The following is a 25,599-nucleotide window of genomic DNA, read 5'->3' as shown; positions in this document are numbered from 1 at the left end:
CCGCGTGCCCAGCATCAGTGAGGGCGTTACCCCGGCATCCCGGGATGAATCTCCATGCAGCCGCGCCCATGGCCGGCTGCCTCATCAACGACGGCGCGGCTTTCCGGCCGGACGGAACTGCTGGCCCTTGCCTTTCCTGCCACCACGTTCCTGCGCGGTCTCGGCCTGGCGCACGGCCAGCTTGGCGGCCGCAGCCGCCACTTCTTCCTTCAACTTGAAGTAGTTCAGCAGCCGGCTTTCCTCGATCTCACCCGCGTCGATGGCCGCCCGTACCGCACAACCGGGCTCCTGGTGATGCGAGCAGTCGCGGAAACGGCACTGTTCGGCCAGTGCTTCGATATCGGCGAAGCCCCCTTCGGCCAGCGTCTCCTCGCCGGTCGGCTTGAGCTCGCGCATGCCGGGCGTGTCGATCAGGCAGGCGCCGGTCGGCAACGGCATCAGCGCACGATGGGTGGTGGTATGACGCCCGCGTGAGTCGTTGGCGCGCACCGCATTGGTCTTCATCCGCTGCTCGCCAAGCAGCGTGTTGGTCAGCGTGGATTTGCCGGCGCCGGAGGAGCCCACCAGCACCACGGTGCGGCCCGGCCCCAACCACGGCTGCAGCACAGCCACGCTGTCAGCATCCAGGCCATTGATGGCATGCAGGGCGATCCCCTGCATTTCCAGTTCTTCCAGCACCGCCAGCGCATCTTCGCTGTATTCGGTCTGGTCGGCCTTGGTCAGCACCACCACCGGTTCGGCACCGCCGCCGCCCACCAGCAACAGGTAGCGCTCGATACGGCGCGGATTGAAGTCCGCATCCAGCCCGCAGACGATGAACACCGTATCGATGTTGGCCGCGATCACCTGCTGGTGATAATGCTCGCCGGCGGCACCGCGCTTGATCGCAGTGCGACGTGGCAGCAGCGCCACGATGCGGATGCCGTCGAGCAGCACCCAGTCGCCGACCGCTGGCCGCTCATGGCTGGGAAAGCGTGGGCGCTGCCATTCCGGCAGCGATTCGGCCTTGATCGCAGCGTCCGGGGCGTCGGCCACGACGTAGTGGGTACGGTGCTGCTCGATCACCCGGGCCGGGCGGGCCTGCGGATGGGCGGCCATCATGGCCTGCCAGTCGGCCTGCTGCGCCGGGCCCGGCCAGGGCCAGCCGATGGTCTGCAGGGCGGTGAAATCGGGGGTCTGGGTCATCGCCTCCATTCTACCCGTGCCAACGCCGCTCCAGCCCAGCAGCGGCGGGCCCTGGGGGCCTTGCCATGCAGCGCAGCAATTCCGCTACCATGGAACCTCCATGCCATCCGACGGCTCACCGACCATGTCAACCTCCGCGCCCAAGCCCCTGGCCACCCGCGAGCGCCTTTCCGAAGTGCGCTACGAAATCCGCGGAGAACTGGCCCGGCGAGCCCGGGAGCTGGAGGCGCAGGGCCGCAAGCTGATCAAGCTCAACATCGGCAACCCCGGCAATTTCGGCTTCCGCGCCCCGGAACACCTGCAGCGCGCGATCGCCGACGACATGGGTCGCACCGATCCCTATACCCACCAGCAGGGCCTGCCGGTGGCACGAGAGGCGATCGCCGCCTACTACACCCGTCGCGGCGCTCCCGACGCGCACCCGGACCGTGTGTTCGTCGGCAACGGCGTCAGCGAACTGATCGACCTGTCGCTGCGTGCGCTGCTCAACCCCGGCGATGAAGTGCTGGTGCCGTCCCCGGACTACCCGTTGTGGTCGGCCTCCACCATCCTCAACGACGGCCGGCCGGTGTACTACCGTTGCGCCGCCGAGAACGGCTTCCAGCCGGACCCGAGCGAGATCGAGACCCTGGTGTCCTCGCGCACCCGCGCGATCGTGCTGATCAATCCGAACAATCCCAGTGGCGCCAGCTACCCGCGCGAACTGCTTGAACGCGTGGTGGACATCGCGCGCCGGCACAACCTGCTGCTGCTGGTCGACGAGATCTACGACCAGATCCTGTATGACGAGGCGGTGTTCCAGCCGGTCGCACCGCTGGCGGGCGACCATCCGTGCCTGACCTTCAGCGGGCTGAGCAAGGTGCATCGTGCCTGCGGCTGGCGCGTGGGTTGGGCGCACCTCAGCGGCGATGACGCACGCCTGGGCGACTTCCGCGCGGCGATGGACCTGCTCAGCGCGCTGCGCCTGTGCGCCAATGTGCCCGGCCAGTACGCCATCGAGGCTGCGGTGAACGGGCCCGACACCATTTCGGCACTGTGTGCCCCGGGCGGGCGCCTGTACGAAACCCGCCGCGCGGTGATCGAAGCCTGCGAGGCCAGCGAGCATCTGTCGCTGGTGGCCCCCGCCGGCGCGCTGTATGCCTTCCCGGCGGTGGTCGGCGCTGCCGCCAAGGGCTTCGACGATCACACCTTCGCCCTGGAGCTGATGGACAACGAGGGCGTGCTGGTGGTGCCCGGTTCCAGCTTCAACGTGCCCTACCGCAACCACTTCCGCGTAACCCTGCTGCCGGAGGCGTCGGTGATGCGCGATGTGTTCGCCCGCATCGACCGCGTGCTGGCCCGCCGCGCCGAGGATGCAACCAAGGTCGTCCCGATCAAGCCGCGCCGTTCGGTGGCCTGAGTCGTGGGCTTGTCCTATCTGGCGCTGGGCGACTCCTACACCATCGGTGAGGCCGTCGCGGTCGAAGGCCGCTGGCCCCATCAGCTGGCCGCCGCGATGCGCGCGCAGGGCGTCGCGCTGGCCGATCCGCAGACCATCGCCACCACCGGCTGGACCACGGACGAGCTCGATGCCGGCATCGACCAGGCCGCCCCGCAGGGGCCGTTCGACTTCGTCAGCCTGCTGATCGGGGTCAACAACCAGTACCGCGGCCGGCCGCTCGACGAATACCGCACGCAGTTCCAAGCCCTGCTGCAGCGCGCGATCGGTTTTGCCGGCAGCCGTACCGATCGGGTGCTGGTGCTGTCGTTTCCCGATTGGGGCGTGACGCCGTTCGGCGCCAGCAGCGGCCGACACCGTGGCCGCATCGGCATCGAAACCGACGCGTTCAACGCGGCTGCGGAGCAGGTCTGCAGTGGCCTCGGCGTCGACTTCGTCGACATCACCGACATCAGCCGCGCCCACGGTCACGACCCGGCGATGATCGCCGAAGACGGTCTTCACCCCTCCGCGCGCATGTATGCCTTGTGGAGCGAGCGCGCCTTGCCGGTCGCCCTGCGCCGGCTCGGCGACGCCGGCTGACCCGATGGACGGCACGCCACGGAATGGCACGCCCCTGCCCTGCTCCCCGCTGACCTCCCCGCAGGCCCGCGCGATCGCCGAGGCGTTCCGGCCTGCACAGGCCTGGGGCAGCCGCCGCGACTATTACTACACCCGCGGCAAGCTCGGCAGCGATCCGTTGTACGACGGCGTGCTGCAACAGCTGCCCGAGGATGGCCAGCCGGTGCTGGACCTGGGCTGCGGACTGGGCCTGTTCGCGCATGTGCTGCGCCAGCGCGGGCGAGGCCAGCCCTATCTCGGGGTGGACGTGGACGCCGCCAAGATCGAGCGGGCGCGGCAAGCCGGTGAAGGCCTGCCGGCCGCGCGCTTCGAATGCCTGGATGTGCAGGCTGCGCTGCCGTCGCACGTCGGTCATGTACTGCTGCTGGACGTAGTGCAGTACCTGGATGCCGGACCGCAGCAGACGCTGCTGCGTGCCGCAAGCGCGCGGGTGTCCCCCGGAGGACGGCTGCTGCTGCGCACGCCGCTGGCCACCGGTGATGGCCGGGACCGCACCACGCGGGTGGCGGACCGCCTTGCCTGGCTGGTGGGCTGGATGGGTACCCGCCCGCGGCACTATCCGCAGCCGACGACCCTGCTGGCGACACTGAGCGAAGCGGGATTGCGCGTCGCCGCACCACGGCCGCTGCACGGGCGCACGCCGTTCAACAGCTGGCTGGTGGTGGCCGAACGGCCTGGATGACGCCGGGCGCGGCCCGGCGCTACCGGATGTCTGCCCACCCCTTGGTAGCGCCGGGCCGTGCCCGGCGGATTCCATGCGCGCCGCTGCGCTCGCAGGGCGTGGCCCGGCGCTACCGGATGCCTACCCACCCCGTGGTCGCGCCGGGCCGGGCCCGGCGGATTCCGTGCGCGCCGCTGCGCTCTCCCGGAGGCAGCGTTGCCTTCAATCCACGCTCATCCAGTGCCTGCAGCACGCGTTCGATGATCACCAGGTTGTGGCCATGGGCGGCCCCCTCATGCAGCAGCACGATGGCGCCGGGGCGAAGATCCGGCAGCAGGCGCTCCAGCACGCGCTCGGGCGTACAGCCGACACCATCGAAGCCGCGGGCGCTCCATCCCACCCGCACCAGGCCCAGGCGGCGCAGCACCGGGCCCACGAACGGATTGGTCATGCCCACCACCGACCGGTACCAGCGTACCGGCGTGCCCGACAGTGCCTGCAGCGCATGCTGGCAGCCTTCGATCTCCGCACGCATCGCCTTCGGTCCCAGCCGCCAGAAGCGCGCCTGTGGATGGCTGAAGCTGTGGTTGCCCAGATCGTGCCCGCGGCGCAGGATCTCGGCCACCAGCGCCGGCTGGGCCAGGGCCCGCTCGCCGACCAGGAAGAATGTCGCCCGCGCCTGATGCCGATCCAGCAGATCAAGCACGGCCAGCGTGTCCGCACCGGGACCGTCATCGATGGTCAGCCAGACCGCGTCGTCCGCCTGCGCCAGGCGGCTCAGCACCGGCGTGTAGAAGCGGCTGTTGGGCAGGAACACCGGCACGATGAACAGCGCGTGGCTGGCCACCATCAGCGGCAGACCCCAGTGCCATCCCGCCAGCACCCAGGCCAGGATCACCCCCAACTGCGACGCCACCAGCCAGGGCAGCCAGCGCCAGGGCCGGGGCGGAATGCGATGCAATGTTCCTGCGCTGCTCATACCCCATGATGCCATGAGGGGTAGAATCGAAGATTCGAATTACTGGACCCCCGACTTCCCATGTCTCTCGATCCTGCCCTGCGTTCGCGCATCGAATCCCTCCTCAACGCCAACCGCGTCGTGCTGTTCATGAAGGGCCAGCCGTCGATGCCGCAGTGCGGCTTCTCGGCCAAGGCCGTGGGCGCGCTGCAGGACCTGGGCGTCGAGTTCGCTCACGTCAACGTGCTGGCCGACCAGGAAATCCGTGAAGGCATCAAGGCCTACGGCGACTGGCCGACCATCCCGCAGCTGTACATCGACGGCGAACTGGTCGGTGGCAGCGACATCGTGCTGCAGATGGCCGCCAGCGGCGAACTGAGCAGCGTGCTGGGCCTGCCCGCGCCGGACCGCACCCCGCCGCGCATCACCGTCACCCCGGCCGCGGTGGAGATGCTCAAGGGCGCGCTGGCCGACGCCCCGGGCGCCGCCCTGCAGCTGAGCATCGATGCAGCCTTCCAGCCCAACTTCCAGCTCGCTCCGCATGACGAGGCTGCGATCGCCGCCGAATCCAATGGACTGCGCGTGCAGTTCGACCTGGCCAGCGCGCGCCGTGCCGAAGGCATCACCATCGACTGGGTGGACGACATCCGCGGCAAGGGCCTGGCCATCGACAACCCGAATGCGCCCAAGCCGGTGCAGGAAATCAGCGTGCGCGACGCCGACGACCTGGTGCGCGCCGGCAACGTGATCCTGGTGGACGTGCGCCCGGCTGACGAGCGCGCCATCGCCGCCGTCGGCGTGCCGTTCAAGGTGTTCGACGGCAACGGCCGCGCCGAGCTGGAAGCACTGCCGAAGGACACCGCACTGGCCTTCCTGTGCCACCACGGTGGTCGCAGTGCGCAGGCTGCCGAGCAGTTCCGCGCGCTTGGCTTCACCAAGGTCTTCAACATCACCGGCGGCATCAACGCCTGGTCCGAAGAGGTGGACAACGGCGTGCCGAAGTACTGATCGGCTGCAGCGCGGAACAGGAAAACGCCGGCGCACGCCGGCGTTTTCCGTTTTCTGCCTGTCCCGCGCGTGGCCGGCCCCGCCCGGTCAGCCGGCAAACCCGCCTTCGGCCAGGTAGTCCAGTTCCTCCGGCGTGGGAATGCGGCCCAGCACGGCGTTGCGGTGCGGGAAGCGGCCAAAACGGCGGATGATGTCGCGATGCAGGTCGGCGTACTGCAGGTATTCCTTGTCACCCAGCACGTCGAACATGGCCACCGAACGGTCCTGGTCCAGCGGATCCTCGGAATGCTCGAACGGCAGGTAGATGAAGGCCCGCAGCTTCGGAACCAGCTGCAGGTCCAGCCCTTCCTCGATGGCACGCATGGCGTAGTGCCGGGCCAGCCCATCGGTGGCGTAGGAGTGGGCGGTGCCACGGAAGCAGTTGCGCGGGAACTGGTCCAACAGCAGCATCAGGGCCAGCGCACCCTCGGCGCTGCCCAGCCAGTGTTCGCGCGCACGCGCGGCCGCAGCGAAATGCTCATCGAGGAACAATCGGCGGAACTGCGCGTCGAACGCATCGTCGCGGGCGAACCACTTCGCAGGGCCCGCCTCCTTCCAGAATTCCACCACCTGCGCGGCAACGTCCATTACCTACTCCCGGGCCCGGACGTCCCGCGCCCGGCCCTCATCATCATTCGTCGAAGCGCAGATGGCGGACCGACTTGCCGTTGCGCCGGATAAGCTTAAGCGCCTCGATGCCGATCTGGATATGGTTTTCCACGAACTGGGAGCTGACCTTGGCATCGGAGGCTTCGGTCTTGACCCCGTCGGGAATCATCGGCTGGTCCGAAACCAGCAGCAAGGCGCCGCTGGGGATGTGGTTGGCGAAGCCGGCGGCGAACACGGTGGCCGTTTCCATGTCGATGGCCATGCAGCGCATCGCGCGCAGCCGTTCCTTGAATGCCTCGTCGTGTTCCCAGACCCGCCGGTTGGTGGTGTAGACGGTACCGGTCCAGTAGTCGTGCCCCAGATCGCGGATCATGGTCGAGACCGCGCGCTGCAGGGCGAAGGCCGGCAGTGCCGGTACTTCCGGTGGCAGATAGTCGCCCGAAGTGCCTTCACCACGGATCGCGGCGATCGGCAGCACCAGGTCGCCCAGCTGGTTCTTGCGCTTCAGGCCCCCGCACTTGCCGAGGAACAGTACCGCCTTGGGCATCACCGCCGACAGCAGGTCCATGATGATCGCGGCATTGGGGCTGCCCATGCCGAAGTTGATCATCGTGATGCCATCGCTGGTGGCGCTGGCCATGGGCCGGTCCAGGCCGACGATGGGCGCACCGGTCAGTTCGGAGAAGGTGTGCAGGTAGCCGCCGAAGTTGGTCAGCAGGACGTGCGGGCCGAACTGGTCCAGGGGCACGCCGGTATAGCGCGGCAGCCAGTTGTCGACGATTTCCTGCTTGCTCTTCATGCTCGGTCCGGAACGGCGGGGACCGCCTATTTTCGGCCAGTGGGGCGACGCCGTCGAGGCACGCGGTCGCACCCTGTGAAGAAGGTCACTTGGCAAGCCCACCGCTGCCCGGCTAGCGTCAGCGGTTGCTTACGTAGCCGAGGGGATCTGCATGACGTCGACGTTGTTGCGCGCCGGGCTGGGGCTGGCGCTGGTTACGCTGGCCACCGCGCCAGCGCTGGGCGCCTCGCGCTTCATGGCCGATCCTTACCCCAGCACCTATCGGGCGCAGCCCGATGCGCCGGTGCTGATCCACAACGCAACGGTGCTGACCGGCACCGGCCAGCGCCTGGACAATGCCGACGTCCTGCTGCGTGAGGGCCGCATCGTTGCTGTCGGCCAGCAGCTGCAGGCCGAGGCCGATGTCACCCGCATCGACGCGCAGGGCAAGTGGGTCACCCCCGGGCTGATCGACGTGCACTCGCACCTGGGCGTATATCCCAGCCCGGGGGTGGGCGCCCACAGCGATGGCAACGAGATGACCGCACCGGTCACGGCCAATGTCTGGGCGGAGCATTCGGTGTGGCCGCAGGATCCCGGCTTCGCTGCCGCCCTGGCCGGCGGCGTGACCAGCATGCAGGTGCTGCCCGGCTCGGCCAACCTGGTCGGTGGCCGCGGCGTGACCCTGAAGAATGTTCCGGCCATCACCTACCAGGCGATGAAGTTTCCCGGCGCGCCGTGGGGCCTGAAGATGGCCTGCGGCGAGAACCCCAAACGCGTCTATGGCGAAGGCAAGGGTGTGACGCCTGCTACCCGGATGGGCAACGTCGCCGGCTACCGTGCAGCCTTCATCGATGCCGCCGACTACATCACCAAGAACACGCCCAAGGCAACCAAGCGCAAGCGCTGGTTCGGCAGCGACAAAGGTGACAGCGCGGGCGATGCCGGTGGCAAGCGCGATCTCAAGCTGGACACCCTGGCCGGCGCGATCCAGGGCGACATCCGCGTGCACATCCACTGCTACCGCGCCGATGAAATGGCCACCATGCTCGATCTGGCCAAGGAATTCGGTTTCAAGGTGGCAGCGTTCCACCACGGCGTGGAGGCCTACAAGCTGGCCGACCGGCTGGCGGCGGACGGCGTCTGCGGTGCACTGTGGGCCGACTGGTGGGGCTTCAAGATGGAAGCCTTCGATGGCATCCCCGAGAACATCGCGCTGGTGGACCGGGCGAAGAACAGCTGCGCCATCGTCCATTCCGATTCGCCCGAAGGCATCCAGCGCCTGAACCAGGAGGCCGCCAAGGTCATGGCCGCCGCGCGCCGCGCACGCATGGCCCCGATCACTCCTGAACATGCGATCACCTGGATGACCGCCAATGCCGCCAAGGCGCTGGGCATCGAGCGCCAGACCGGCACGCTGGAGCCCGGCAAGATGGCCGACGTGGTGGTGTGGAACGGCAATCCCTTCAGCTCCTACGCATTGGCCGAGCAGGTCTATGTCGATGGCCGCCGCCTGTACGACCACAGTGCGTTGCCGGCAACGCCGCAGTCGGACTTCCAGCTCGGGCAGGAGGTGCACTGATGGCCGGTTCCATGCAGATGGCAAGGTCTTCCAGCCGCAACCGGGCATGGCTCGGCGCTGCCATCCTGGTGCTGGCAGGCATCACCGGCACGGTATCGGCACAGGATCTGCTGGTGCGCGGCGCGACGGTTCACACCGCCGGCGCACGCGGCAGCCTGCAGCACGCCGATGTGCTGGTGCAGGGCGGCATCATCCGTGCCGTGGGTACGGGCCTGGCCGCACCGGCCGGCACGACCGTGGTTGAAGCCGATGGCCGCCCGCTCACGCCCGCGCTGTTCGGTGGCATCGCCGAGATCGGCATCGAGGAAGTCTCGGGAGAAGCGAGTACGGTCGACAGCAGCCTGAAGATCGGCGAGCAGCCGCTGCGCCCGGAGTTCGACGTGACCCTGGCCTACAACCCCGCGTCGGTGCTCATTCCGGTGGCGCGACTGGAGGGCATCGGCTTCACCGCGCTGGGCGCCGTCACCGGCGGTGGCTTCGTGGCGGGCCAGGGCGGGGTGATGCGGCTCGATGGCAGCGCCGACCCGCTGGGTCCACGTGCGCTGTTCCTGCGGCTGGGCGCCGCAGCGTCGGAACTGACCGGTCATTCGCGTGCAGCACAGTGGATGCTGCTGCAGCAGATGGTGGATGAAGCGCGCGGCCAGGTCGCCGCCGATTCACCGCACGCCGTGCTGACACCGGCCGGTCGCCGCACACTGTCGCGCTATCTGGCCGGCCAGGGACGCATCGTGGTTGAAATCGATCGCGCTGCCGATATCCGACAGCTGCTGCGCTGGGCTGCACGCGAAAAGGTAAAGATCGCCCTGTCTGGAGCCAGCGAAGCCTGGCAGCTGGCGCCGGAGCTGGCTGCGGCCGGGGTGCCGGTGTTCGTCGACGTGCTGGCCAACCTGCCGGCCAGCTTCGACCAGATCGGCGCCACCCTGGAAAACGCGGCACGACTGCAGCGTGCGGGCGTGCCCGTCAGCTTCGTGCAACGTGGCGATGCCTCGCACAACGCACGCAAGATCCGCCAGCTCGCAGGCAATGCGGTCGCCCATGGCCTGCCCTGGGCCGACGGGCTGGCAGGCCTGACCCGGGTTCCCGCACAGGCGTTCGGGGTGGCCGGCCAGATCGGCAGCATCGAGCCCGGCAAGCGCGCCGACCTGGTGCTTTGGGAAGGCGACCCGCTGGATGTGGCGCACTATGCCGAACAGGTCTGGATGGGCGGGCGGCCGATGCCGATGCGCTCGCGCCAGACCGACCTGCGCGACCGCTATCTGCAGCGCAACGCGCAGCCCTGACCGACGAGGAAAGCCCCATGGCTCCGCTGCACTGGTACTTCGATTTCGTCTCGCCCTACTCCTACCTGCATTGGCAGAAGGTCAAGCAACTGCCCCAGTTCGCACAGGTACAGCCGGTGCCGATCGCCTTCGGGGCGGTGCTGCAGCAGCTTGGCAATCTCGGCCCGGCCGAGATCCCGGCCAAGCGGCGCTTCATCTACCGCCAGTTGCTCTGGAACGCGCAGGCGGAAGGCGTGACGCTGCGCTTCCCGCCTGCCCACCCGTTCAACCCGCTGGCCGCCCTGCGGCTGTGCCTGGCCGCAGGCGGCGGCGCGCAGGCCGTGGACGTGCTGTTCGACTGGATCTGGCGCGAGGGCAACGCCGCCGACAGCGCCGAGGCGCTGCGCGAACCCGGCGCGCGGCTGGGCATCGCGGATGTGGCGGCCGCCACGGCAACCGCAGAGGTCAAGGAGCAGCTGCGGCACAACACCGAAGCAGCGCTTGCGGCCGGCGTGTTCGGCGTACCGACCCTGGCCATCGGCGACGAGCTGTTCTGGGGCAATGACGCGCACCCGCTGATGGCCGCTGTGCTGGCCCATCCGGACCTGCTGGCGCAGCCGGAATGGCAGCGGGTGGAGGCCCTGCCGATCGCGGCACAGCGCAGACGCTGAACAGGGCGCCTGCGCTTCCCTCGCGCGCGGGCTCCCGTTTTGAGATATTTTTCACACTTCCGAACCAACAACCGCCCTGGAGGGGGAGCCGCGGATGCGCATCGGAATCGTCGTCGACTCGGCCTGCGACCTGCCGCAGGCGTTCATTGCCGAACACAACATCGTGCTGCTCCCGATCACCGTGCGGATCGGCGAAGCCGTACTCGCCGACCACCGTGACGAACAGGCCACGCTCAGCTTCCTGCACGCGCACGTGGCCGAACATGGTGCCGAGGCGGAGACCATCCCCTTCAGCGTCAACCAGATCCGTGACCTGTTCCTGCAGCAGCTGGTGATCGACTACGACCACGTCTTCTGCATGACCATCACCAAGACCCGCAGCCCGATCCACGACAACGCCCTGCAGGCCAGCTTCGCCATCCTCAACGACTACAAGCCGGTGCGGCAGGCCGCGGGCTACAACTCGCCCTTCGCGCTGCGCGTGCTCGACACCCAGAACCTGTTCGCCGCGCAGGCGGTGACGGCGGTGGAAGCGGTGCGCCTGCGCGACAGCAACGCGAGCGTGCAGCAGATCCGCGAGCGGCTGGAGGAACTGGCCGGCAACGTGCATGGCTACATGGTCACCCGTGACCTGTATTACATGCGGGCCCGCGCGCGGCACAAGGGCGACCGCAGTGTCGGCCTGCTCAGTGCCGCGCTGGGCAGCGCACTGGACATCAAGCCGGTGCTGCACGGCTACCGCGGTGAGACCGGCCCGGTGGCCAAGATCAAGGGCTTCGACAACGCCGTGCAGAAGCTCTTCGCTGTGGTCGGCCAGCGCGTGCGCAGCGGACTGATGACACCGACAGTCTGCGTCAGCTATGGCGGTGAGCTGGAGGAGCTGCGCGCCCTGCCCGGCTACGCGCAGCTGACGGAGGTCTGCGCCACACACGGCGTCACCGTGTACGAATCGGTGATGAGCCTGACCGGCATGGTCAACGTCGGCAAGGGCGCCGTTACCGTGGGCTTTGCCGATGGACCGCATCGGTTCGAATGAGGGCGGGCGACGCCTGCATGCAGGTGCGCCGGATGTACACAAGCATTGCACCGCGTCTATGCCAGCCTTGCCGCACTTCAAGGAGATCACCATGCCTGCGCAGTACCACATCAGCCTTCCCGACCCGTCCAAGGCCCGCGGCAACGACCCCGACCTGTCCTTCCATTCGCAGGGGGCCGCCGGCTTTGCCGAAGAACTGCAGGACGCCCTGCGCAGCGGCGCGCTGTTCGAGCGCTGGAAAGCCAAGCAACCCGATCCGGATGCAGTGGAGCCGCAGTGGGGCGTGACCGACCCGGACGCCACCGTAACCGGTGAGCAGAAGGACCTGCGCATCAACCTGGTGGCCACCACCCGCATCGACAGCGATGTGTTCAAGCAGCGCCTGCGCCTGCTGGCCGGCCATCACTGGGAACTGCGCGACGTACGTTGAGCGGCGAACGCGCTGGCATGCGCTGGGCTTCGCCCGTCGAAGCCCTCATCGCGCGGGCGTGGGGCGGGCCTGGCCGTATTCGGCCCGCAGCGCATCGCCACGGATGAAGTCCGTCATCAGCTGGAAGTACCCGGCCGGCTGCCGTGTCGATACGCGTTCCCCGGCCGAATCCAGCTCGAACTCGTACATGCCATGATCGGCGTCTGCATACACGGCCGTGGAGATCGGCCGTCCCTGGCCCTGCAGAACCGCAAGACGCCTGAGCGTCTCTCCCGGCGGCGCATCGCGGTCCTGCCCGCCAAAGATCCACAACTGCGGCACCTGCAGATGCGTGAGCACCGGTAAAGGGTCGTAATGGGCCGGCACCCCGTCCAGCAACCGTGGCCCCTGCTCGCGTGCAGTCACCTCCGGAGTCGACAGGAGATACCCGGTAATGTTCCCGCGTACCGCAGGGAACCAGGGCGCATGCTGGTAACGCTGCTTCACCTCCGCCAGTACATCGAATCCCTCGGTGAATCCGCTCTCGACGATGGTCGCCACCGCATCGGCGATCTGCATCGCCTGCGCAGTGGCTTCTGCGTCCTGGCCGGCCCGCTGCATGTCGAAGGCGATCGCCTCGCGGTCTTCCTCCAGCGGCGAGACCGCCAGGCCGAAGCTGATCACGATGAAATCCACAGGCTCGATGCGTGCCGCCAGCGGCGCCACCCAGCCGCCCTGGCTGCCGGCCTGGTAGCCGACCCGCTGCGCACGTGCCCCCGCCAGCCGGCGTGCTTCGCGCGTGGCCAGGATCAGATCATTGGCCAGGGTCAGGTAGTTCTGCGTGTACCGCCCGCCGGAGCGACCCGTGCCCCGCTTGTCGTAGGCGAACACGGCAATGCCGGCGCTGGCGAACTCGCGCTGCAGCGAGTAGCGCTCCAGCGCGGAGCTGTTCTCCGCACCATGCACCAGCACCACCAGTGGAACCGGCGCATCGCCCGGGGGCAGCGTCAGCCGCCCCTGCAGCATTGCGCCGGCACCGCTGAAACGGGTGTCGATCTGCCGCAGCGGAATGCGCTCGCCCTTCATTCCGTCGACGCTGATGCCGCCCTTCCCACAGTCCGTGAGCACCATCCGCTGCCCGTCCGGCTGCCCGGTCCAGCCGCGGGTACTGGTCCAGGCATCGCCCGCGGTGCGCTGCAGTGCGCCGCTGCGGCCATCTGGCGTGCGCCAGCGCAGCTGATCACCCGCACCCGGGCCGATGTCCAGCGTACTGCCATCGGCCATCCGGTAGCTCGCCGCGGCGCAAGGCGACGCCGCCGTGGCCGCGACCGCCTGCGCACTGAAGGCCATCGCGCTCCACGCGGCCAGCGACACCAGGGTTCTGTGCATGTCTGCTCCTCTCCACACTGGTGGGTGACGGTGAACCAGCTCCCGCGTGATCGCCAGCGCGGTGCGACGAAGTGCGGGTACCGCCGACGAAGGCGCGTCCGCGGGCGACAGCCACCGGCAGCGGAGCCCCGTTCCCCTGGCGAATGCGCGGGGGCGGGGTCTAGCGGCGGTCTGCGCCGGCCGGCGCTTCGCCCTGCATCGCCACACGATTGCGTCCCGCGCGTTTGGCCGCATACAACGCCGTATCCGCATCGGCGAGCAGCTGTCCGGCATCGGCTGTTGCCGGCGGATGCAGAAATGCGATGCCGACACTGATGCTGACCCGCCCTTCCGGCAGCTGCAGCGCTTCCACCGCCCGTCGCAGTCGCTCGGCCAACGCCTGCACGCCGTCCAACGCCGTGCCGGGCACGATCACCGCGAATTCCTCACCGCCGTAGCGCGCCACGCTGTCGCCCGCACGCCCGGCGCTGTGCTGCAGCAGCGCCGCCACGGCCTGCAGGCAACGGTCGCCGGCGGGATGACCATGGGCATCGTTGAACGCCTTGAAATGATCGATATCGACCAGCAGCAGCGCCAGTTCGGTGCCGCTCCGCCGCGCCCGGTTCCATTCGGCCTGCAGCTCGGCATCGAACTGGCGGCGGTTGGCTACGCCGGTCAGGCCATCCTGGCGCGCGAGCTGGTCAAGCCCGGCCTGCCGTTCCAGCAGATCGATCTGCAGAAGCGCACTGCGCAGGCTGAAGCCCAACGTGGCCAGAACGAATCCAGCCAATGCCAGGGGCCTGGCATGGTCCACCACCAGGGTGCCCACCACCAGCAACAGCAGCGGCAGGATGATCGGGCCGCCGGCCTGCACCAGCCGGGCCAGCCGCGGCTGCAGCACGAATCCGGTGGCTGGCGACCGCCGCAGTGCCAGCAGCGCGAGCAACAGGAACGGCACGTCGATCAGCAGATCGTTGTAGGCGCCGAAAGACTGTTCGGAGGTGAAGTGGTTGATGTAGTAGGCCACCAGCAGATAGGCCAGCGCGTACAGCGCCAGCGCGCGGAACACGCTGCGTCGCTCCGGGACATCACAGGACACCCAGCGCACGATGGCAAACACAGCAATGCACAGGTTCTGGATATCGAACATGCGCTGCATGTTGGCCAGCGCCTGGTCATCGATGCCGACATGGTCGGCAAATGACTGGGTATGCACGAAGAACAGCACGCCCAGCAGGGCCGCCATGATTCCGTCGATCACGCTGATGGCCCAGCGCTCCCGCCGCGAGCGGGCCAGGATGAACACCAGCGGCACGCCATACAGCACGTACAGCAGCAGGCTGGCGCCCGGGGTGATGTCGGGGCGGTCGGCACGGAGTGCATCGAGCATGTTGATGCCCATGCCCCCCGCCCACAGCAGCAGTGCCAGCGCGATGGCACGCCAGCCCAGCGCGGCGCGATCCGCACGCGCGCGCCACAGGCATGCGGCGGCGGCCAGCAGCGGCGCGCCGGTGAGGAACACGAACGAACCCAGGCCTGCCGGCCCCGGCCACAGGGCCACGACCAGGCCATGGCCGAACACGTACAGCAGCGCCAGCACTACCGGCATGCATCCCCCACTGAGCAAGCCTGTCTGCACGCACGATAGCGCGACAGGCCGCCATGGAGGCGTGATCCACGCCACACCTGCTTCCCCTGCCCCTGCGCCGGGCATGGCGCGGCGCTACAGCGACGCAGGCGTTCCGTCGCGCCGGGGCATACGCGGTTGCGTCCCCGGGACTGCAGCTGTCACGCCGGCCATTCAGCCGTGCAGCGCGCGGGCGTGGTGGGCGATGTGCTCGCCGATGAAGCTGGCGATGAAGTAATAGCTGTGGTCGTAGCCATCCTGCAGGCGCAGGGTCAGCGGATGGCCGACGGCGTCGCAGGCCTGCTGCAGGCGCTGCGGCTGCAGCTGGCTCTGCAGGAACTCATCGGCCCCGCCCTGGTCCACCAGCAGCGGCAAGCGTTCGCTGGCCGCAGCGATCAGTTCGCAGGCATCCCACGCGGCCCAGTCGGCGCGGTTGTCGCCCAGATAGGCCTGGAACGCCTTCTGTCCCCAGGGCACCTGGCTGGGTGCAACAATCGGCGAAAATGCCGACACGCTGCGGTAGCGCCCCGGATTGCGCAGCGCGACCACCAGTGCACCGTGGCCTCCCATCGAGTGACCACTGATCGCGCGTGCCCCGGTCACCGCGAAGTTCGCCTCGATCAGCGCCGGCAGTTCCTGCGCCACATAGTCATGCATGCGGTAGTGCTTGGACCACGGCTCGCGGGTGGCGTTGAGGTAGAAGCCGGCACCCTTGCCCAGATCGTAGCCCTCCGCGTCGGCGACATCGTCGCCGCGTGGGCTGGTGTCGGGCGCGACCAGAATCACGCCATGTTCGGCCGCATAGCGCTGCGCGCCCGCCTTGGTGATGACGTTCTGTTCGGTGCAGGTCAGTCCGCTCAGCCAGTACAGCACCGGCAGCGCCTGCGTTTCCGCCTGCGGCGGCAGGTAAACGGCGAACTGCATGTCGCAGCCCAGCGTGGACGAGGGATGACGGTACACGTCCTGCCAACCGCCGAAGCAGGCACGATGTTCGATGCGTTCCATGGTGTCTCTCCAGAAGGGTGGCAGCCCTGACGGCCTGCCACCCGGGATGGCTCAGTAGTGCACGACCGAACGGATCGACTTGCCTTCGTGCATCAGATCGAAGGCATCGTTGATCCCGTCCAGATCCATGGTGTGGGTGACGAACGGCGCCAGTTCGATGTCGCCCTTCATCGCGTCCTCCACCATGCCCGGCAGCTGGCTGCGACCCTTGACGCCACCGAAGGCCGTGCCCATCCACTTGCGGCCGGTGACCAGCTGGAAGGGACGGGTGGAGATTTCCTGGCCGGCGCCGGCCACGCCGATCACCACGCTCTGGCCCCAGCCACGGTGCGCGCATTCCAGCGCCGCGCGCATCACGTTGACGTTGCCGATGCACTCGAAGCTGTGGTCCACGCCCCAGGTGGTCATTTCGACAATGACCTGCTGGATCGGCGTGTCGAAGTCCTTCGGATTGATGCAGTCGGTCGCACCGAACTCACGCGCCAGCTCGAACTTGGACGGATTGGTATCCACCGCGATGATGCGGCCGGCCTTGGCCTGGCGCGCGCCCTGGATCACGGCCAGGCCGATGCCGCCGAGGCCGAACACTGCCACGCTGTCGCCTTCCTGCACCTTGGCCGTGTTGTGCACCGCACCGATGCCGGTAGTGACACCGCAGCCGAGCAGGCAGACATGTTCCGGGTTCGCCTGCGGATTGATCTTCGCCAGCGAGACTTCGGCCACCACCGTGTACTCGCTGAACGTCGAGCAGCCCATGTAGTGATAGATCGGCTCGCCGTTGTAGCTGAAGCGGCTGGTGCCATCGGGCATCACGCCCTTGCCCTGGGTCGCGCGTACCGACACGCACAGGTTGGTCTTGCCACTCTTGCAGAACAGGCATTCGCCGCACTCGGCGGTGTACAGCGGAATCACGTGGTCACCCGGCTTGACGCTGGTCACGCCCTCGCCTACTTCCACCACGATGCCGGCACCTTCATGGCCCAGCACCACCGGGAACAGACCTTCCGGATCATCCCCTGACAGGGTGAACGCATCGGTGTGGCAGACGCCGGTGTGGGTGATCTTGACCAGCACTTCGCCGGCCTTCGGCGGGGCGACGTCGATCTCGACGATCTGCAGCGGCTGGCCGGGAGCAAAGGCGACGGCGGCACGGGATTTCATGGTGGGATTCTCCAAAGACAGGCAGTAACAGGATGGACGACGCTATGCTGCGCCGTTGCTTATTTCAGGTACGAGCGGATCAGCCCGCTCATCTCGCGCACGCGCTCGGCGCGCTGTTCATCGGACGCTGCGGGTTGTCCGAACTCTTCGCGCAGGTGGGCTTCCATCACCTCGGACATCAGCCCGTTGACCGCTCCGCGGATGGCAGCGATCTGCTGCAGCACGGGCCCGCACTCGGCGCCGGCTTCCAGCGCACGGTCCAGTGCATCGCACTGGCCGCGGATGCGGCGCACGCGGGCCAGGACCTTCTTCTTCTCTTCGGGAGAGTGCGGCATGGCAGGGCCACCCAGGAACTATACTGGGGGACAGTATACACAGGTGACGGAAAGGTACATCCTGCGCCTCAGCGCAGGCGGTGCGCGGGTACGCCCTCGTGCGTCATCTTCACCGGCAGGATGCGGCCCTGCGCGTCGAAGTACAGGCGATCGATCGCGGTGACGCGGGCATTGCGGTCGGTCTGGTCGAGCGGCCGGCGGTGGTAGACGATGTACCACGTGTCATCGCCGGGCGCGTGGATCAGGGAGTGGTGCCCGGCGCTGGTGGCGATGGCCGGGTCCTGCTGCAGGACCCGACCGATGCGTGTGAACGGCCCGGTCGGCGCGTCGGCGATCGCATAGGCCACCGAGTAGTCCGGCTCGCCCCAGCCGCCTTCGGACCACATGAAGTAGTAGCGACCGCCCCGCTTGAACATCAGCGGACCTTCCACGTACTCCGGCGCCGGCGTGATCTCCTTGAACAGCGTGCCGTCGTCCCAGGGCAGCAGGCCGCTGAAATCCGCCTTCAGGCGCACGATGTTGGCGTGCTTCCAGCCGCCATAGATCATGTACCAGGCACCATCGTCATCCTTGAACACATACTGGTCGATCGGCTGCGCGCCATTGTGGAACGCGCCCACCAGTGGCTTGCCGAGCAGATCGCGGTAAGGCCCTTCGGGCTGGTCGGCCACGGCCACGCCGATGCCACCGGTCTCGCCGTCGTTCTGGATGTCATTGGCGGAAAAGAAGAAGTAGTAGCGCCCGTCGTTGGCCACCACCGAGGGTGCCCACAACGCCTGCCTGGCCCAGGGAATGTTCTCGATGGACAGCACGCTGTCGTGCCGGCGCCAGTGCACCAGGTCGGGCGACGAAAAGGCATCGAAGGCAACCTGTTCTGCATAGGGCCGCGAGCGCGTGGGGAAGATCCAGTAGGTGCTGCCGAATACGGCCGCCTCCGGGTCCGCGTACCAGCCCGGCAGGATCGGATTGCCGGACATCACCGGTGCCTGGCTGTCACGCGCATCCGCGATGCCGACGCCAGTGGCTGCGAGCAGCACGGCCAGTGCGGCCCCCCTCCCCCATTCGCGCAGTCCCATCAGAGCCACTCCAATGCAGGTTCGATCGCTCGAGTCTAGAACGATCGCCGGCGCCTTTCCGCGACGCGCTGCCTCAAACCGCGCACCCTCTTGATCGACGGGAATCATCGGCGCATGGTGCCTGGCACAACGCAGGGCCCGGGCCATGATCCCCTTCATCATCAATCTGGACGTTCCGGACCTCGCGGCCGCCGAGGCGTTCTACACACGCGCCTTCGGCCTCCATGCCGGGCGCCGTCTCGGCCCGGAGGTGCTGGAACTGCTGGGCGGCCCGACACCGCTCTATCTGCTGCAGAACGAAGCGGGCAGCGCAGCTACCGTCGACGGTGACGTGCGGGATTACGAACGTCACTGGACCCCGCTGCACATCGACTGGATCGTGGAGGACCTCGACGCCGCCCTTGCCCAGGCGTTGGCGGCAGGCGCAACGCTCGAGCAGGCGCCACGCGAGCGTTCATGGGGGCGCATCGCAATGCTGGCGGATCCGTTCGGGCACGGCTTCTGCCTGATCCAGTTCGCCGGCCCCGGCTACGACGCCTTGCTGGATTGATCGGCGGAGTGCACCGGGCCCGCCGCTAGCATCAACGCACGTAGGCGAATGATTCGTCCAGCCGCTCGAATCCGATCAGCTGCTGCACCAGCGCCTGCGCCTGGTCCTCATCGATCTCTCCCTGCTCGATCTCTGCGCTGCGTGCAAACAGGGCCTCCAGCGCAGTGGCCTGGTCGTCCCGCAGCCACGCGCGATGCGAGCCCAGCCAGCGCTGGAGATTGTCGGCCAGGTCACCGTGCGACAACAGCGTGTAGGGGGCCTCGTAGTCCGCCACCGCCTCCACCATCTTGCGGAACAGGAAATCCTGAAGGTTGCGGGCCAGTACGTCAGCGCGATCATCGTCGTGCCACACCAGCAGCACCGGCGGCTCGTGGCAGCCCGGCGCATTGGTCCAGAAGCAGTAGCTGTCACCGGCCCCCGTGCGGGCGAACGGCAGCAGCTGCAGATCCTCGCGCAATGGGTTGTAGTGATCCTCTGCAGTCAGCTCCTGCCAGGCCTCGAGCAGTTCGCCACGCTCAAGCGGCTCGTAATCCTGCGCATACAGCAGAATCGGCGGTACCGGTTGCAGCTCCGGAAGGCACACCTGCGCCCATTGCGGATGGGTCGCCCCCCAGCTCAGCCGGTCTTCTGCATCGAGCCGGTGGTAGAGAGCAGGAAAGGTCTGGCCGGTGGCCAGTTCGATCTCGGCAAGCGTATGCATGAACGTCCCTGTGATTGGATCGGCGCGCACTTTACCTCGACAGGCAGCGTCCGCGCAGGCATGGATCTATTCGCGCAGCATGTCCACGAATGCGCGCAAGGCCGACGCCATCTGCCGTTGCCTGGGGTAATACAGCACGAAGCCGGGAAACGGTTCGCTCCAGTCCTGCAGTACCGCCACCATCCGCCCGGCTTCGATGTGCGGGCGCGCGGCATCCTCGAGCACATAGGCCAGGCCGAAGCCATCCAGCACCGCGCGCATGATGGTGGTCTGCTCGCTCAGCGTCAGTCGCCCACGTACGTCGATTTCCAGCGACTGCCCATCGCGGTCGAACTGCCACTTGTACAGGTGACCGCTGGCGAAGCGGAAGCGGATGCATTCGTGCTGCAGCAGGTCGCGGGGATGCTGCGGCGCCGGGTGCTGGCGCAGATACTCGGGCGAGGCCACGATCATGCCGTGCAGGGCCGGGCCCAGCGGCACGGCCACCATGTCCTCGGGCACGAACTCATGCAGCCGCACGCCGGCATCGAAGCCTTCGGCAACGATGTCCACCAGCCCATCGTTCTCGGTCAGCTCCAGGCGCACATCGGGGTGCGCGCGCAGGAAGCGGGTCAGGCGTGGGCCGAGCTGGGTCGGCACTGCCGCGCGGGCCGCGTTGATGCGCAGCAGGCCCGTCGGGCTGTCCCTGAACTGGTTCATTTCCTCCAGCGCCTCGTGCACCTGGCCCAGCGCCGGCTGCAACCGGTCCAGCAGGCGCTGCCCGGCCTCGGTCAGGGCCACGCTGCGGGTAGTTCGATGGAACAGGCCCACCCCCAACCGCTCTTCCAGTGCCCGGATCGCATAGCTCACCGCCGAGGTCGACAGGGCCAGCTCGGCGCCGGCCCGGCGGAAGCTGCGGTGGCGGGCCACCGCCGCGAAGGCGGCCAGGTGGGTGAGATTGTCAGTGGCCATGATTGTGCAGTCTGCCTTGATGAATCATGCCGATATCCACGCTTTGTGGGCGGGTATGAGGGGCGTATTGTAAAACGCCTTTCCACAAACCCGCCAAGGATTCCCCATGTCCCTCGCCCATGGTTATGCGGTGCGTACCAATACCGCTCCGCTCGAGCCCTTCACCTTCGAACGCCGCGCTGTCGGCGCCAACGATGTCCGCATCGAAGTGCTGTACAGCGGCATCTGCCACTCCGACCTGCACCAGGCCCGCGACGACTGGGGCGGCGCGGAGTACCCGATGGTTCCCGGCCACGAAATCATCGGCCGCGTGGTCGAAGTCGGTCCGGCCGTCACTCGCCTCAGCGTCGGCGATATCGCCGGCGTCGGCTGCATGGTGGATTCCTGTCGCCATTGCGATGCCTGCGACCACGACCTGGAGCAGTACTGCGAAAAGGGCCCGACCTATACCTACAACAGCCGCGACCGCAATACCGGTGAGCTGACGATGGGCGGCTACTCCGACCACATCGTGGTCGAGCAGCGCTTCGTGGTGAAGGTCTCCGAGACGCTGGACCTGAAGGCCGCCGCGCCGCTGCTGTGCGCCGGCATCACCACCTACTCGCCGCTGCGCCACTGGAAGGTCGGCCCCGGCCAGAAGGTGGGCGTGATCGGCCTGGGCGGTCTGGGCCACATGGGCGTGAAGTTTGCCAAGGCGATGGGCGCCACCGTAGTGATGATCACCACCACCCCGGAAAAGGGCGCCGACGCCAAGCGCCTGGGCGCGGACGAGGTGCTGGTCTCGCGCGATCCGGCGCAGATGAAGGCGCACGCCAACAGCTTCGACTTCCTGCTCAACACCGTGCCGGTCAGCCATGACACCAACCCGTACATGAGCCTGCTCAAGCGCGATGCCACCATGTGCCTGGTCGGCGTCATCACCGAGCTGGACCCGCCCCTGATGGGTGCCAGCGTGATCTTCGGCCGCAAGCACGTCACCGGCTCGGCCATCGGCGGCATGGCCGAGACCCAGGAAATGATGGATTTCTGCGCCGAGCACAACATCGTCAGCGATGTTGAGGTGATCGACATCAAGGATGTCAACCACGCGTGGGAGCGCATGGCGAAGAACGATGTGCGCTATCGCTTCGTGATCGACATGGCCAGCCTCAAGGCCTGACGGCCCGGCTGATGGAATGAAAAACCCCGGCGTCGAGGCCGGGGTTTTTTCTGCGCGCGACACCCGCCGGGCATGGCCCGGCGCTACCGGAATCATGGTGGGCATGGCCCGGCGCTGCCGGAATCATGGCGGGCATGGCACGGCGCTGCCGGAATCATGGCCCGGCGCTGCCGGAGCCATGGCGGGTAGCGCCGGGCCATGCCCGGCGGCCGCATTCAGTACGCGAATTCCCGGAACACCGGATCCACGTTGCCGTGCCAGCGACCATGGAACAGCGCCAGCTTGCGCTCGGCCGGTGTCAGGCCGGATTCGACGATCTCCTGCAGCACATCCAGGAACTTGCTCTCGTCCTGGCCATCGGCATTGCGCGCGGCGCGGCGCTTCAGGCCCTCAACGGAAATCTTCACCGCCTCGCGCGCCAGATCGCGCACCGTGCCATCGCGGAACGGCAGGTTCATCGCATGCTTCGGCACGCCGTCGCGCAGGACATGGCGCTCGGCCAGGGTGAAGTCACGCACCAGATCCCAGGCGGCATCCAGCGCGGTGTCGTCGTACAGCAGGCCGACCCAGAACGCCGGCAGGGCGCACAGGCGGCTCCACGGACCGCCATCGGCGCCACGCATTTCCAGATACTTTTTCAGGCGTACTTCCGGGAACGCCGTGGTCGTGTGGTCCGACCAGTCGCGCAGGGTCGGCAACTCGCCCGGCAGCACCGGCAGCCGGCCCTGCATGAAGTCGCGGAAGCTCTGCCCGCTGGCATCGTGGTAGATGCCATCGCGGTAGGAGAAGTACATCGGCACGTCCAGCAGGTAATCGACATAACGCTCATAGCCGAAGCCATCCTCGAACACGAAGTCGAGCATGCCGGTGCGGTCGGCGTCGGTGTCGGTCCAGATGTGCGATCGATAGCTGAGGTAGCCGTTCGGCTTGCCTTCGGTGAACGGCGAGTCGGCGAACAGCGCGGTGGCGATCGGCTGCAGTGCCAGCGAAACGCGGAACTTTTTCACCATGTCCGCTTCGCTGGCGTAGTCCAGGTTGACCTGCACCGTGCAGGTACGGGTCATCATGTCCAGGCCGAGCGAACCGACCTTGGGCATGTACGCGCGCATGATCCTGTAGCGGCCCTTCGGCATCCACGGCATCTCATCGCGCGCCCACTTCGGCTGGAAGCCCATGCCCAGGAAGCCCAGCTGGAGCTCGCCGGCCACCTGCGCCACTTCGTTCAGATGGGTACCAGTCTCCACGCAGGTCTGGTGGATGGTCTCCAGCGCCGCGCCGGACAGTTCCAGCTGGCCGGCGGGCTCCAGCGTCACCGACGCGCCATCGCGCAGCAGGGCGATGGTGTTGCCGTTTTCCTGCACGGGTTCCCAGCCGAAACGGACCAGGCCGTTGAGCAGGGCCTCGATGCCACGCTCGCCTTCAAAGGCCGGCGGTCGCAGGTCGTCCAGGCGGAAGCCGAACTTCTCGTGCTCGGTGCCGATGCGCCACTGCGCGCGGGGCTTTTCGCCGGAGGCGATCACCTCCACCAGCTGCGAGCGGTCGGTAATGGGCGTATCGGCGACGTGGCTGGGGCTCGACAAGGGGAAGACTCGCTGTACGGTGACGGGGGATGTGGGGCTGGGGGCCTTCCATCGCAAGGGCGCACTATAGCGTGGCGCCCCGTCGCAGCATGCGACGAAGACGGGTTTCAGCATCCTACCGACGACCTCTTGACCCTCGTACACTGCAAGGCATGACCCGTCATTCGCGCCATCCGGAACGACACAGGGCCGACCGCGTCGGCTGGCTGCGCGCCGCCGTGCTCGGCGCCAACGACGGCATCGTTTCAGTGGCAGGGCTGGTGGTCGGCGTTGCCGCCAGTGGCGCATCGGCCAGCACCCTGCTGGCCACCGGCCTGGCAGGCACGGTCGCAGGAGCGATGTCGATGGCCGCCGGCGAGTACGTCTCGGTACAGACCCAGGCCGACACCGAAGGCGCCGACCTGGCGATGGAGAAGCGCGAACTGCAGGACGATCCGCACAGCGAGCTGGAAGAGCTGGCCGCCATCTACCGCCATCGCGGCCTGGCCCCGGCGCTGGCGCGGCAGGTGGCCGAACAGCTCACGGCCCACGATGCCCTCGGTGCGCACGCTCGCGACGAACTGGGCATCACCGATACCCTGCGCGCCCGGCCGCTGCAGGCCGCACTGGCCTCGGCCGCAGCCTTCACCTGTGGGGCGGCCCTGCCGGTGCTGACCGCACTGCTGGCACCGGCCGACTCCGTGGCAGGGGTGACCACCGCCAGCACCCTGCTGGGCCTGTGCGTGACCGGCGCGATGGCGGCCCGCGCCGGAGGTGCGCCTGCCCTGCGCGGCGCCCTGCGCGTCATGTTCTGGGGCGCACTGGCAATGGCTGCAGCCGCCGGCGTCGGCCGGCTGCTGGGCGCCCACGTGACATGACCACGATGCTGCCCGCCGCAACGGCGCTGCTGGCCGAGATGTCTTCGCTGGCCGGTTGTGATCGCGCCGAGGGTTATGCCTGCATCACCGCGCGGCGCGAGCATGGCGCCAGCTCGGTGGAGATCCCGCAACCGCAGTTCGCGATCCTGCTGGAAGGACGCAAGCAGGTACGTACCGCACACCAGACGCTGGAGTTCGCGCCCGGCGACATACTGCTGCTGACCCAGCGTTGCCGCATCGACGTGGTCAACCGTCCAGACCCGCGCAGCGGCCGTTACCTCAGCGCCATCGTGCCGCTGTGTGCGGAAGTGCTGGCCGCGGCGCGGACACTGTGGAACGAGGAACTGCCCAACGCTGGTCCGTCGATGGCGCGATTGTCGCTGGCCGAACATGGCGCCGTGCTGCGCCGCTGGCGGCAATCGCTGCAGGACGGTCATTACAGCGACGCCCGGCTGGCCCTGGCCTCGATGGTGCTGACCCTGTGCCGGCAGGGCCACGGCAACCTGCTGCTGCCCACGGCACCGACACTGGGTGAGCAGATACGGGATCGTGTCGCCGCTGAACCTGCGCGCGACTGGCAATCGCGTGACCTGGAGGAGCAGTTCGCCCTGAGCGGCGCCACCCTGCGTCGCCGGCTGGCGGCCGAGCGTACCAGCCTGCGCCAGCTGCTGACCGAGGCACGACTGGCCCACGCCATGCAGTTGCTGTACACCACCGGCCTGCCGCTGAAGACCGTGGCCGCACGCGCGGGCTACCGTTCCGCAGCCAGTTTCAGCAAGCGCTTCGCCGAGCAGTACGGACTGGCTCCTACAGACATTTGAGGGGGTCAGGCAGGGCTGCGCCCTGCACCCGCAGAGGCAATTGCAAGAGCCGAAGCAACAGCAACAGCGGGCTATCCGTGGGAGGGCGGGGCACTGTGGGTGGCCAGGACACGCCGTAAACCCATCCATGGGGGCTCGATGGCGCCATCCATGGC

General features: G+C 67.9%; 26 protein-coding genes. 13 read left to right on the top strand and 13 right to left on the bottom strand.

Going from position 1 to position 25,599, the window contains the following annotated elements:
• Positions 1-84: 84 nt before the first annotated feature.
• Positions 85-1,194 carry a ribosome small subunit-dependent GTPase A gene (gene rsgA, locus ACVOKU_RS13370; RefSeq protein WP_440210881.1) on the bottom strand — a complete coding sequence of 370 codons (1,110 nt, stop codon included), beginning with the start codon at positions 1,192-1,194 and terminating at the stop codon, positions 85-87.
• Between the two features lie 115 nt (positions 1,195-1,309).
• Between rsgA and ACVOKU_RS13365 the strand changes: the two genes are divergently transcribed.
• From ACVOKU_RS13365 to ACVOKU_RS13355, 3 genes are read left to right on the top strand one after another with little or no spacing between them, the layout of a single operon-like run.
• Positions 1,310-2,584, top strand: a complete 1,275-nt coding sequence (locus ACVOKU_RS13365) for a pyridoxal phosphate-dependent aminotransferase (RefSeq protein ID WP_111186223.1) — start codon at positions 1,310-1,312, stop codon at positions 2,582-2,584.
• A gap of 3 nt (positions 2,585-2,587) precedes the next feature.
• Positions 2,588-3,205, top strand: coding sequence for an SGNH/GDSL hydrolase family protein (locus ACVOKU_RS13360; protein ID WP_481560156.1), 618 nt, complete (start codon positions 2,588-2,590; stop codon positions 3,203-3,205).
• Positions 3,206-3,209: 4 nt separating this feature from the next.
• Entirely contained in the window at positions 3,210-3,926 is a 717-nt protein-coding gene (locus ACVOKU_RS13355) for a class I SAM-dependent methyltransferase (RefSeq protein ID WP_481560155.1), read from the top strand.
• Positions 3,927-4,035: 109 nt separating this feature from the next.
• On the opposite strand, the gene ACVOKU_RS13350 is transcribed toward ACVOKU_RS13355, so the two are convergent.
• The gene (locus tag ACVOKU_RS13350) at positions 4,036-4,884 is read right to left on the bottom strand and encodes a polysaccharide deacetylase family protein (RefSeq protein ID WP_481560154.1); all 849 of its coding nucleotides are present in this window, start codon (positions 4,882-4,884) and stop codon (positions 4,036-4,038) included.
• Positions 4,885-4,944: 60 nt separating this feature from the next.
• On the opposite strand from ACVOKU_RS13350, the gene grxD reads away from it, so the two are divergent.
• Positions 4,945-5,871, top strand: a complete 927-nt coding sequence (gene grxD / locus ACVOKU_RS13345) for a Grx4 family monothiol glutaredoxin (protein ID WP_111186168.1) — start codon at positions 4,945-4,947, stop codon at positions 5,869-5,871.
• A gap of 87 nt (positions 5,872-5,958) precedes the next feature.
• On the opposite strand, the gene ACVOKU_RS13340 is transcribed toward grxD, so the two are convergent.
• Positions 5,959-6,498, bottom strand: a complete 540-nt coding sequence (locus ACVOKU_RS13340; protein WP_065175129.1) for a DUF924 family protein — start codon at positions 6,496-6,498, stop codon at positions 5,959-5,961.
• Positions 6,499-6,541: 43 nt separating this feature from the next.
• Positions 6,542-7,318 carry an AMP nucleosidase gene (locus ACVOKU_RS13335; protein WP_053517431.1) on the bottom strand — a complete coding sequence of 259 codons (777 nt, stop codon included), beginning with the start codon at positions 7,316-7,318 and terminating at the stop codon, positions 6,542-6,544.
• Positions 7,319-7,469: 151 nt separating this feature from the next.
• On the opposite strand from ACVOKU_RS13335, the gene ACVOKU_RS13330 reads away from it, so the two are divergent.
• The 5 genes from ACVOKU_RS13330 to ACVOKU_RS13310 all read left to right on the top strand — a co-directional run bounded on the left by ACVOKU_RS13330 (position 7,470) and on the right by ACVOKU_RS13310 (position 12,275).
• Positions 7,470-8,879: an amidohydrolase gene (locus ACVOKU_RS13330; RefSeq protein ID WP_481560153.1), complete on the top strand. Its 1,410-nt coding sequence runs from the start codon at positions 7,470-7,472 to the stop codon at positions 8,877-8,879.
• A 17-nt stretch (positions 8,880-8,896) separates the two neighbouring features.
• Positions 8,897-10,159: an amidohydrolase family protein gene (locus ACVOKU_RS13325; RefSeq protein ID WP_481560152.1), complete on the top strand. Its 1,263-nt coding sequence runs from the start codon at positions 8,897-8,899 to the stop codon at positions 10,157-10,159.
• A 17-nt stretch (positions 10,160-10,176) separates the two neighbouring features.
• On the top strand, positions 10,177-10,809 hold the full coding sequence (locus ACVOKU_RS13320) for a DsbA family protein (RefSeq protein WP_481560151.1): 633 nt from the start codon (positions 10,177-10,179) through the stop codon (positions 10,807-10,809).
• 94 nt (positions 10,810-10,903) lie between these two features.
• On the top strand, positions 10,904-11,845 hold the full coding sequence (locus ACVOKU_RS13315; protein ID WP_312556469.1) for a DegV family protein: 942 nt from the start codon (positions 10,904-10,906) through the stop codon (positions 11,843-11,845).
• Positions 11,846-11,936: 91 nt separating this feature from the next.
• On the top strand, positions 11,937-12,275 hold the full coding sequence (locus tag ACVOKU_RS13310; protein ID WP_053443843.1) for a hypothetical protein: 339 nt from the start codon (positions 11,937-11,939) through the stop codon (positions 12,273-12,275).
• A 45-nt stretch (positions 12,276-12,320) separates the two neighbouring features.
• Here ACVOKU_RS13310 and ACVOKU_RS13305 read toward each other — a convergent pair whose 3' ends face one another.
• From ACVOKU_RS13305 to ACVOKU_RS13280, 6 genes are all read right to left on the bottom strand, one after another.
• The gene (locus ACVOKU_RS13305; protein ID WP_481560150.1) at positions 12,321-13,643 is read right to left on the bottom strand and encodes an alpha/beta hydrolase family protein; all 1,323 of its coding nucleotides are present in this window, start codon (positions 13,641-13,643) and stop codon (positions 12,321-12,323) included.
• A 160-nt stretch (positions 13,644-13,803) separates the two neighbouring features.
• On the bottom strand, positions 13,804-15,231 hold the full coding sequence (locus tag ACVOKU_RS13300; protein ID WP_481560149.1) for a GGDEF domain-containing protein: 1,428 nt from the start codon (positions 15,229-15,231) through the stop codon (positions 13,804-13,806).
• Positions 15,232-15,423: 192 nt separating this feature from the next.
• Positions 15,424-16,254, bottom strand: coding sequence for an S-formylglutathione hydrolase (fghA, locus tag ACVOKU_RS13295; RefSeq protein ID WP_065181736.1), 831 nt, complete (start codon positions 16,252-16,254; stop codon positions 15,424-15,426).
• A gap of 51 nt (positions 16,255-16,305) precedes the next feature.
• A complete protein-coding gene (locus ACVOKU_RS13290; RefSeq protein WP_481560148.1) occupies positions 16,306-17,415 on the bottom strand; it encodes an S-(hydroxymethyl)glutathione dehydrogenase/class III alcohol dehydrogenase in 1,110 nt (369 codons plus the stop codon).
• 59 nt (positions 17,416-17,474) lie between these two features.
• Positions 17,475-17,750, bottom strand: coding sequence for a metal/formaldehyde-sensitive transcriptional repressor (locus ACVOKU_RS13285; RefSeq protein WP_108757140.1), 276 nt, complete (start codon positions 17,748-17,750; stop codon positions 17,475-17,477).
• Positions 17,751-17,818: 68 nt separating this feature from the next.
• Positions 17,819-18,826 (bottom strand): glycoside hydrolase family 43 protein, encoded by a 1,008-nt coding sequence (locus ACVOKU_RS13280; protein ID WP_206733989.1) that lies wholly within the window; start codon positions 18,824-18,826, stop codon positions 17,819-17,821.
• A 145-nt stretch (positions 18,827-18,971) separates the two neighbouring features.
• On the opposite strand from ACVOKU_RS13280, the gene ACVOKU_RS13275 reads away from it, so the two are divergent.
• A complete protein-coding gene (locus tag ACVOKU_RS13275) occupies positions 18,972-19,376 on the top strand; it encodes a VOC family protein (protein WP_481560147.1) in 405 nt (134 codons plus the stop codon).
• Between the two features lie 31 nt (positions 19,377-19,407).
• Here ACVOKU_RS13275 and ACVOKU_RS13270 read toward each other — a convergent pair whose 3' ends face one another.
• Together ACVOKU_RS13270 and ACVOKU_RS13265 are read right to left on the bottom strand one after the other, a co-directional pair.
• On the bottom strand, positions 19,408-20,076 hold the full coding sequence (locus ACVOKU_RS13270; protein WP_197571081.1) for an SMI1/KNR4 family protein: 669 nt from the start codon (positions 20,074-20,076) through the stop codon (positions 19,408-19,410).
• A gap of 66 nt (positions 20,077-20,142) precedes the next feature.
• The gene (locus tag ACVOKU_RS13265) at positions 20,143-21,027 is read right to left on the bottom strand and encodes a LysR family transcriptional regulator (protein WP_053517444.1); all 885 of its coding nucleotides are present in this window, start codon (positions 21,025-21,027) and stop codon (positions 20,143-20,145) included.
• Between the two features lie 106 nt (positions 21,028-21,133).
• Between ACVOKU_RS13265 and ACVOKU_RS13260 the strand changes: the two genes are divergently transcribed.
• Positions 21,134-22,186: an NAD(P)-dependent alcohol dehydrogenase gene (locus ACVOKU_RS13260; protein ID WP_053517445.1), complete on the top strand. Its 1,053-nt coding sequence runs from the start codon at positions 21,134-21,136 to the stop codon at positions 22,184-22,186.
• Between the two features lie 215 nt (positions 22,187-22,401).
• Here the strand turns inward: ACVOKU_RS13260 and ACVOKU_RS13255 are convergent, their stop codons facing one another.
• Entirely contained in the window at positions 22,402-23,766 is a 1,365-nt protein-coding gene (locus tag ACVOKU_RS13255) for a glutamate--cysteine ligase (RefSeq protein WP_065175138.1), read from the bottom strand.
• A gap of 152 nt (positions 23,767-23,918) precedes the next feature.
• Between ACVOKU_RS13255 and ACVOKU_RS13250 the strand changes: the two genes are divergently transcribed.
• Positions 23,919-24,623 (top strand): VIT1/CCC1 transporter family protein, encoded by a 705-nt coding sequence (locus ACVOKU_RS13250; RefSeq protein ID WP_065175139.1) that lies wholly within the window; start codon positions 23,919-23,921, stop codon positions 24,621-24,623.
• Positions 24,620-25,444 carry a helix-turn-helix transcriptional regulator gene (locus ACVOKU_RS13245; protein WP_481560146.1) on the top strand — a complete coding sequence of 275 codons (825 nt, stop codon included), beginning with the start codon at positions 24,620-24,622 and terminating at the stop codon, positions 25,442-25,444. The genes ACVOKU_RS13250 and ACVOKU_RS13245 overlap by 4 nt, the downstream gene beginning before the upstream one ends.
• Positions 25,445-25,599: the final 155 nt, after the last annotated feature.

The sequence above is a fragment of the Stenotrophomonas sp. STEN147 genome (assembly GCF_056757995.1).
This window is presented reverse-complemented; position numbering and strand designations above follow the sequence as displayed.

Excerpts from the sequence above, each read along its gene's own strand:
- ACVOKU_RS13335 (WP_053517431.1), bottom strand. The coding sequence starts at position 7,318 with ATGAAGAGCAAGCAGGAAATCGTCGACAACTGGCTGCCGCGCTATACC.
- fghA (WP_065181736.1), bottom strand. The coding sequence starts at position 16,254 with ATGGAACGCATCGAACATCGTGCCTGCTTCGGCGGTTGGCAGGACGTG.
- ACVOKU_RS13300 (WP_481560149.1), bottom strand. The coding sequence starts at position 15,231 with ATGCCGGTAGTGCTGGCGCTGCTGTACGTGTTCGGCCATGGCCTGGTC.
- ACVOKU_RS13250 (WP_065175139.1), top strand. The coding sequence starts at position 23,919 with ATGACCCGTCATTCGCGCCATCCGGAACGACACAGGGCCGACCGCGTC.
- ACVOKU_RS13340 (WP_065175129.1), bottom strand. The coding sequence starts at position 6,498 with ATGGACGTTGCCGCGCAGGTGGTGGAATTCTGGAAGGAGGCGGGCCCT.
- ACVOKU_RS13280 (WP_206733989.1), bottom strand. The coding sequence starts at position 18,826 with ATGGGACTGCGCGAATGGGGGAGGGGGGCCGCACTGGCCGTGCTGCTC.
- ACVOKU_RS13245 (WP_481560146.1), top strand. The coding sequence starts at position 24,620 with ATGACCACGATGCTGCCCGCCGCAACGGCGCTGCTGGCCGAGATGTCT.
- ACVOKU_RS13350 (WP_481560154.1), bottom strand. The coding sequence starts at position 4,884 with ATGAGCAGCGCAGGAACATTGCATCGCATTCCGCCCCGGCCCTGGCGC.
- ACVOKU_RS13285 (WP_108757140.1), bottom strand. The coding sequence starts at position 17,750 with ATGCCGCACTCTCCCGAAGAGAAGAAGAAGGTCCTGGCCCGCGTGCGC.
- grxD (WP_111186168.1), top strand. The coding sequence starts at position 4,945 with ATGTCTCTCGATCCTGCCCTGCGTTCGCGCATCGAATCCCTCCTCAAC.
- ACVOKU_RS13365 (WP_111186223.1), top strand. The coding sequence starts at position 1,310 with ATGTCAACCTCCGCGCCCAAGCCCCTGGCCACCCGCGAGCGCCTTTCC.
- ACVOKU_RS13315 (WP_312556469.1), top strand. The coding sequence starts at position 10,904 with ATGCGCATCGGAATCGTCGTCGACTCGGCCTGCGACCTGCCGCAGGCG.
- ACVOKU_RS13355 (WP_481560155.1), top strand. The coding sequence starts at position 3,210 with ATGGACGGCACGCCACGGAATGGCACGCCCCTGCCCTGCTCCCCGCTG.
- ACVOKU_RS13330 (WP_481560153.1), top strand. The coding sequence starts at position 7,470 with ATGACGTCGACGTTGTTGCGCGCCGGGCTGGGGCTGGCGCTGGTTACG.
- ACVOKU_RS13290 (WP_481560148.1), bottom strand. The coding sequence starts at position 17,415 with ATGAAATCCCGTGCCGCCGTCGCCTTTGCTCCCGGCCAGCCGCTGCAG.
- ACVOKU_RS13325 (WP_481560152.1), top strand. The coding sequence starts at position 8,897 with ATGGCAAGGTCTTCCAGCCGCAACCGGGCATGGCTCGGCGCTGCCATC.
- rsgA (WP_440210881.1), bottom strand. The coding sequence starts at position 1,194 with ATGGAGGCGATGACCCAGACCCCCGATTTCACCGCCCTGCAGACCATC.
- ACVOKU_RS13260 (WP_053517445.1), top strand. The coding sequence starts at position 21,134 with ATGTCCCTCGCCCATGGTTATGCGGTGCGTACCAATACCGCTCCGCTC.
- ACVOKU_RS13305 (WP_481560150.1), bottom strand. The coding sequence starts at position 13,643 with ATGCACAGAACCCTGGTGTCGCTGGCCGCGTGGAGCGCGATGGCCTTC.
- ACVOKU_RS13310 (WP_053443843.1), top strand. The coding sequence starts at position 11,937 with ATGCCTGCGCAGTACCACATCAGCCTTCCCGACCCGTCCAAGGCCCGC.
- ACVOKU_RS13265 (WP_053517444.1), bottom strand. The coding sequence starts at position 21,027 with ATGGCCACTGACAATCTCACCCACCTGGCCGCCTTCGCGGCGGTGGCC.
- ACVOKU_RS13320 (WP_481560151.1), top strand. The coding sequence starts at position 10,177 with ATGGCTCCGCTGCACTGGTACTTCGATTTCGTCTCGCCCTACTCCTAC.
- ACVOKU_RS13270 (WP_197571081.1), bottom strand. The coding sequence starts at position 20,076 with ATGCATACGCTTGCCGAGATCGAACTGGCCACCGGCCAGACCTTTCCT.
- ACVOKU_RS13275 (WP_481560147.1), top strand. The coding sequence starts at position 18,972 with ATGATCCCCTTCATCATCAATCTGGACGTTCCGGACCTCGCGGCCGCC.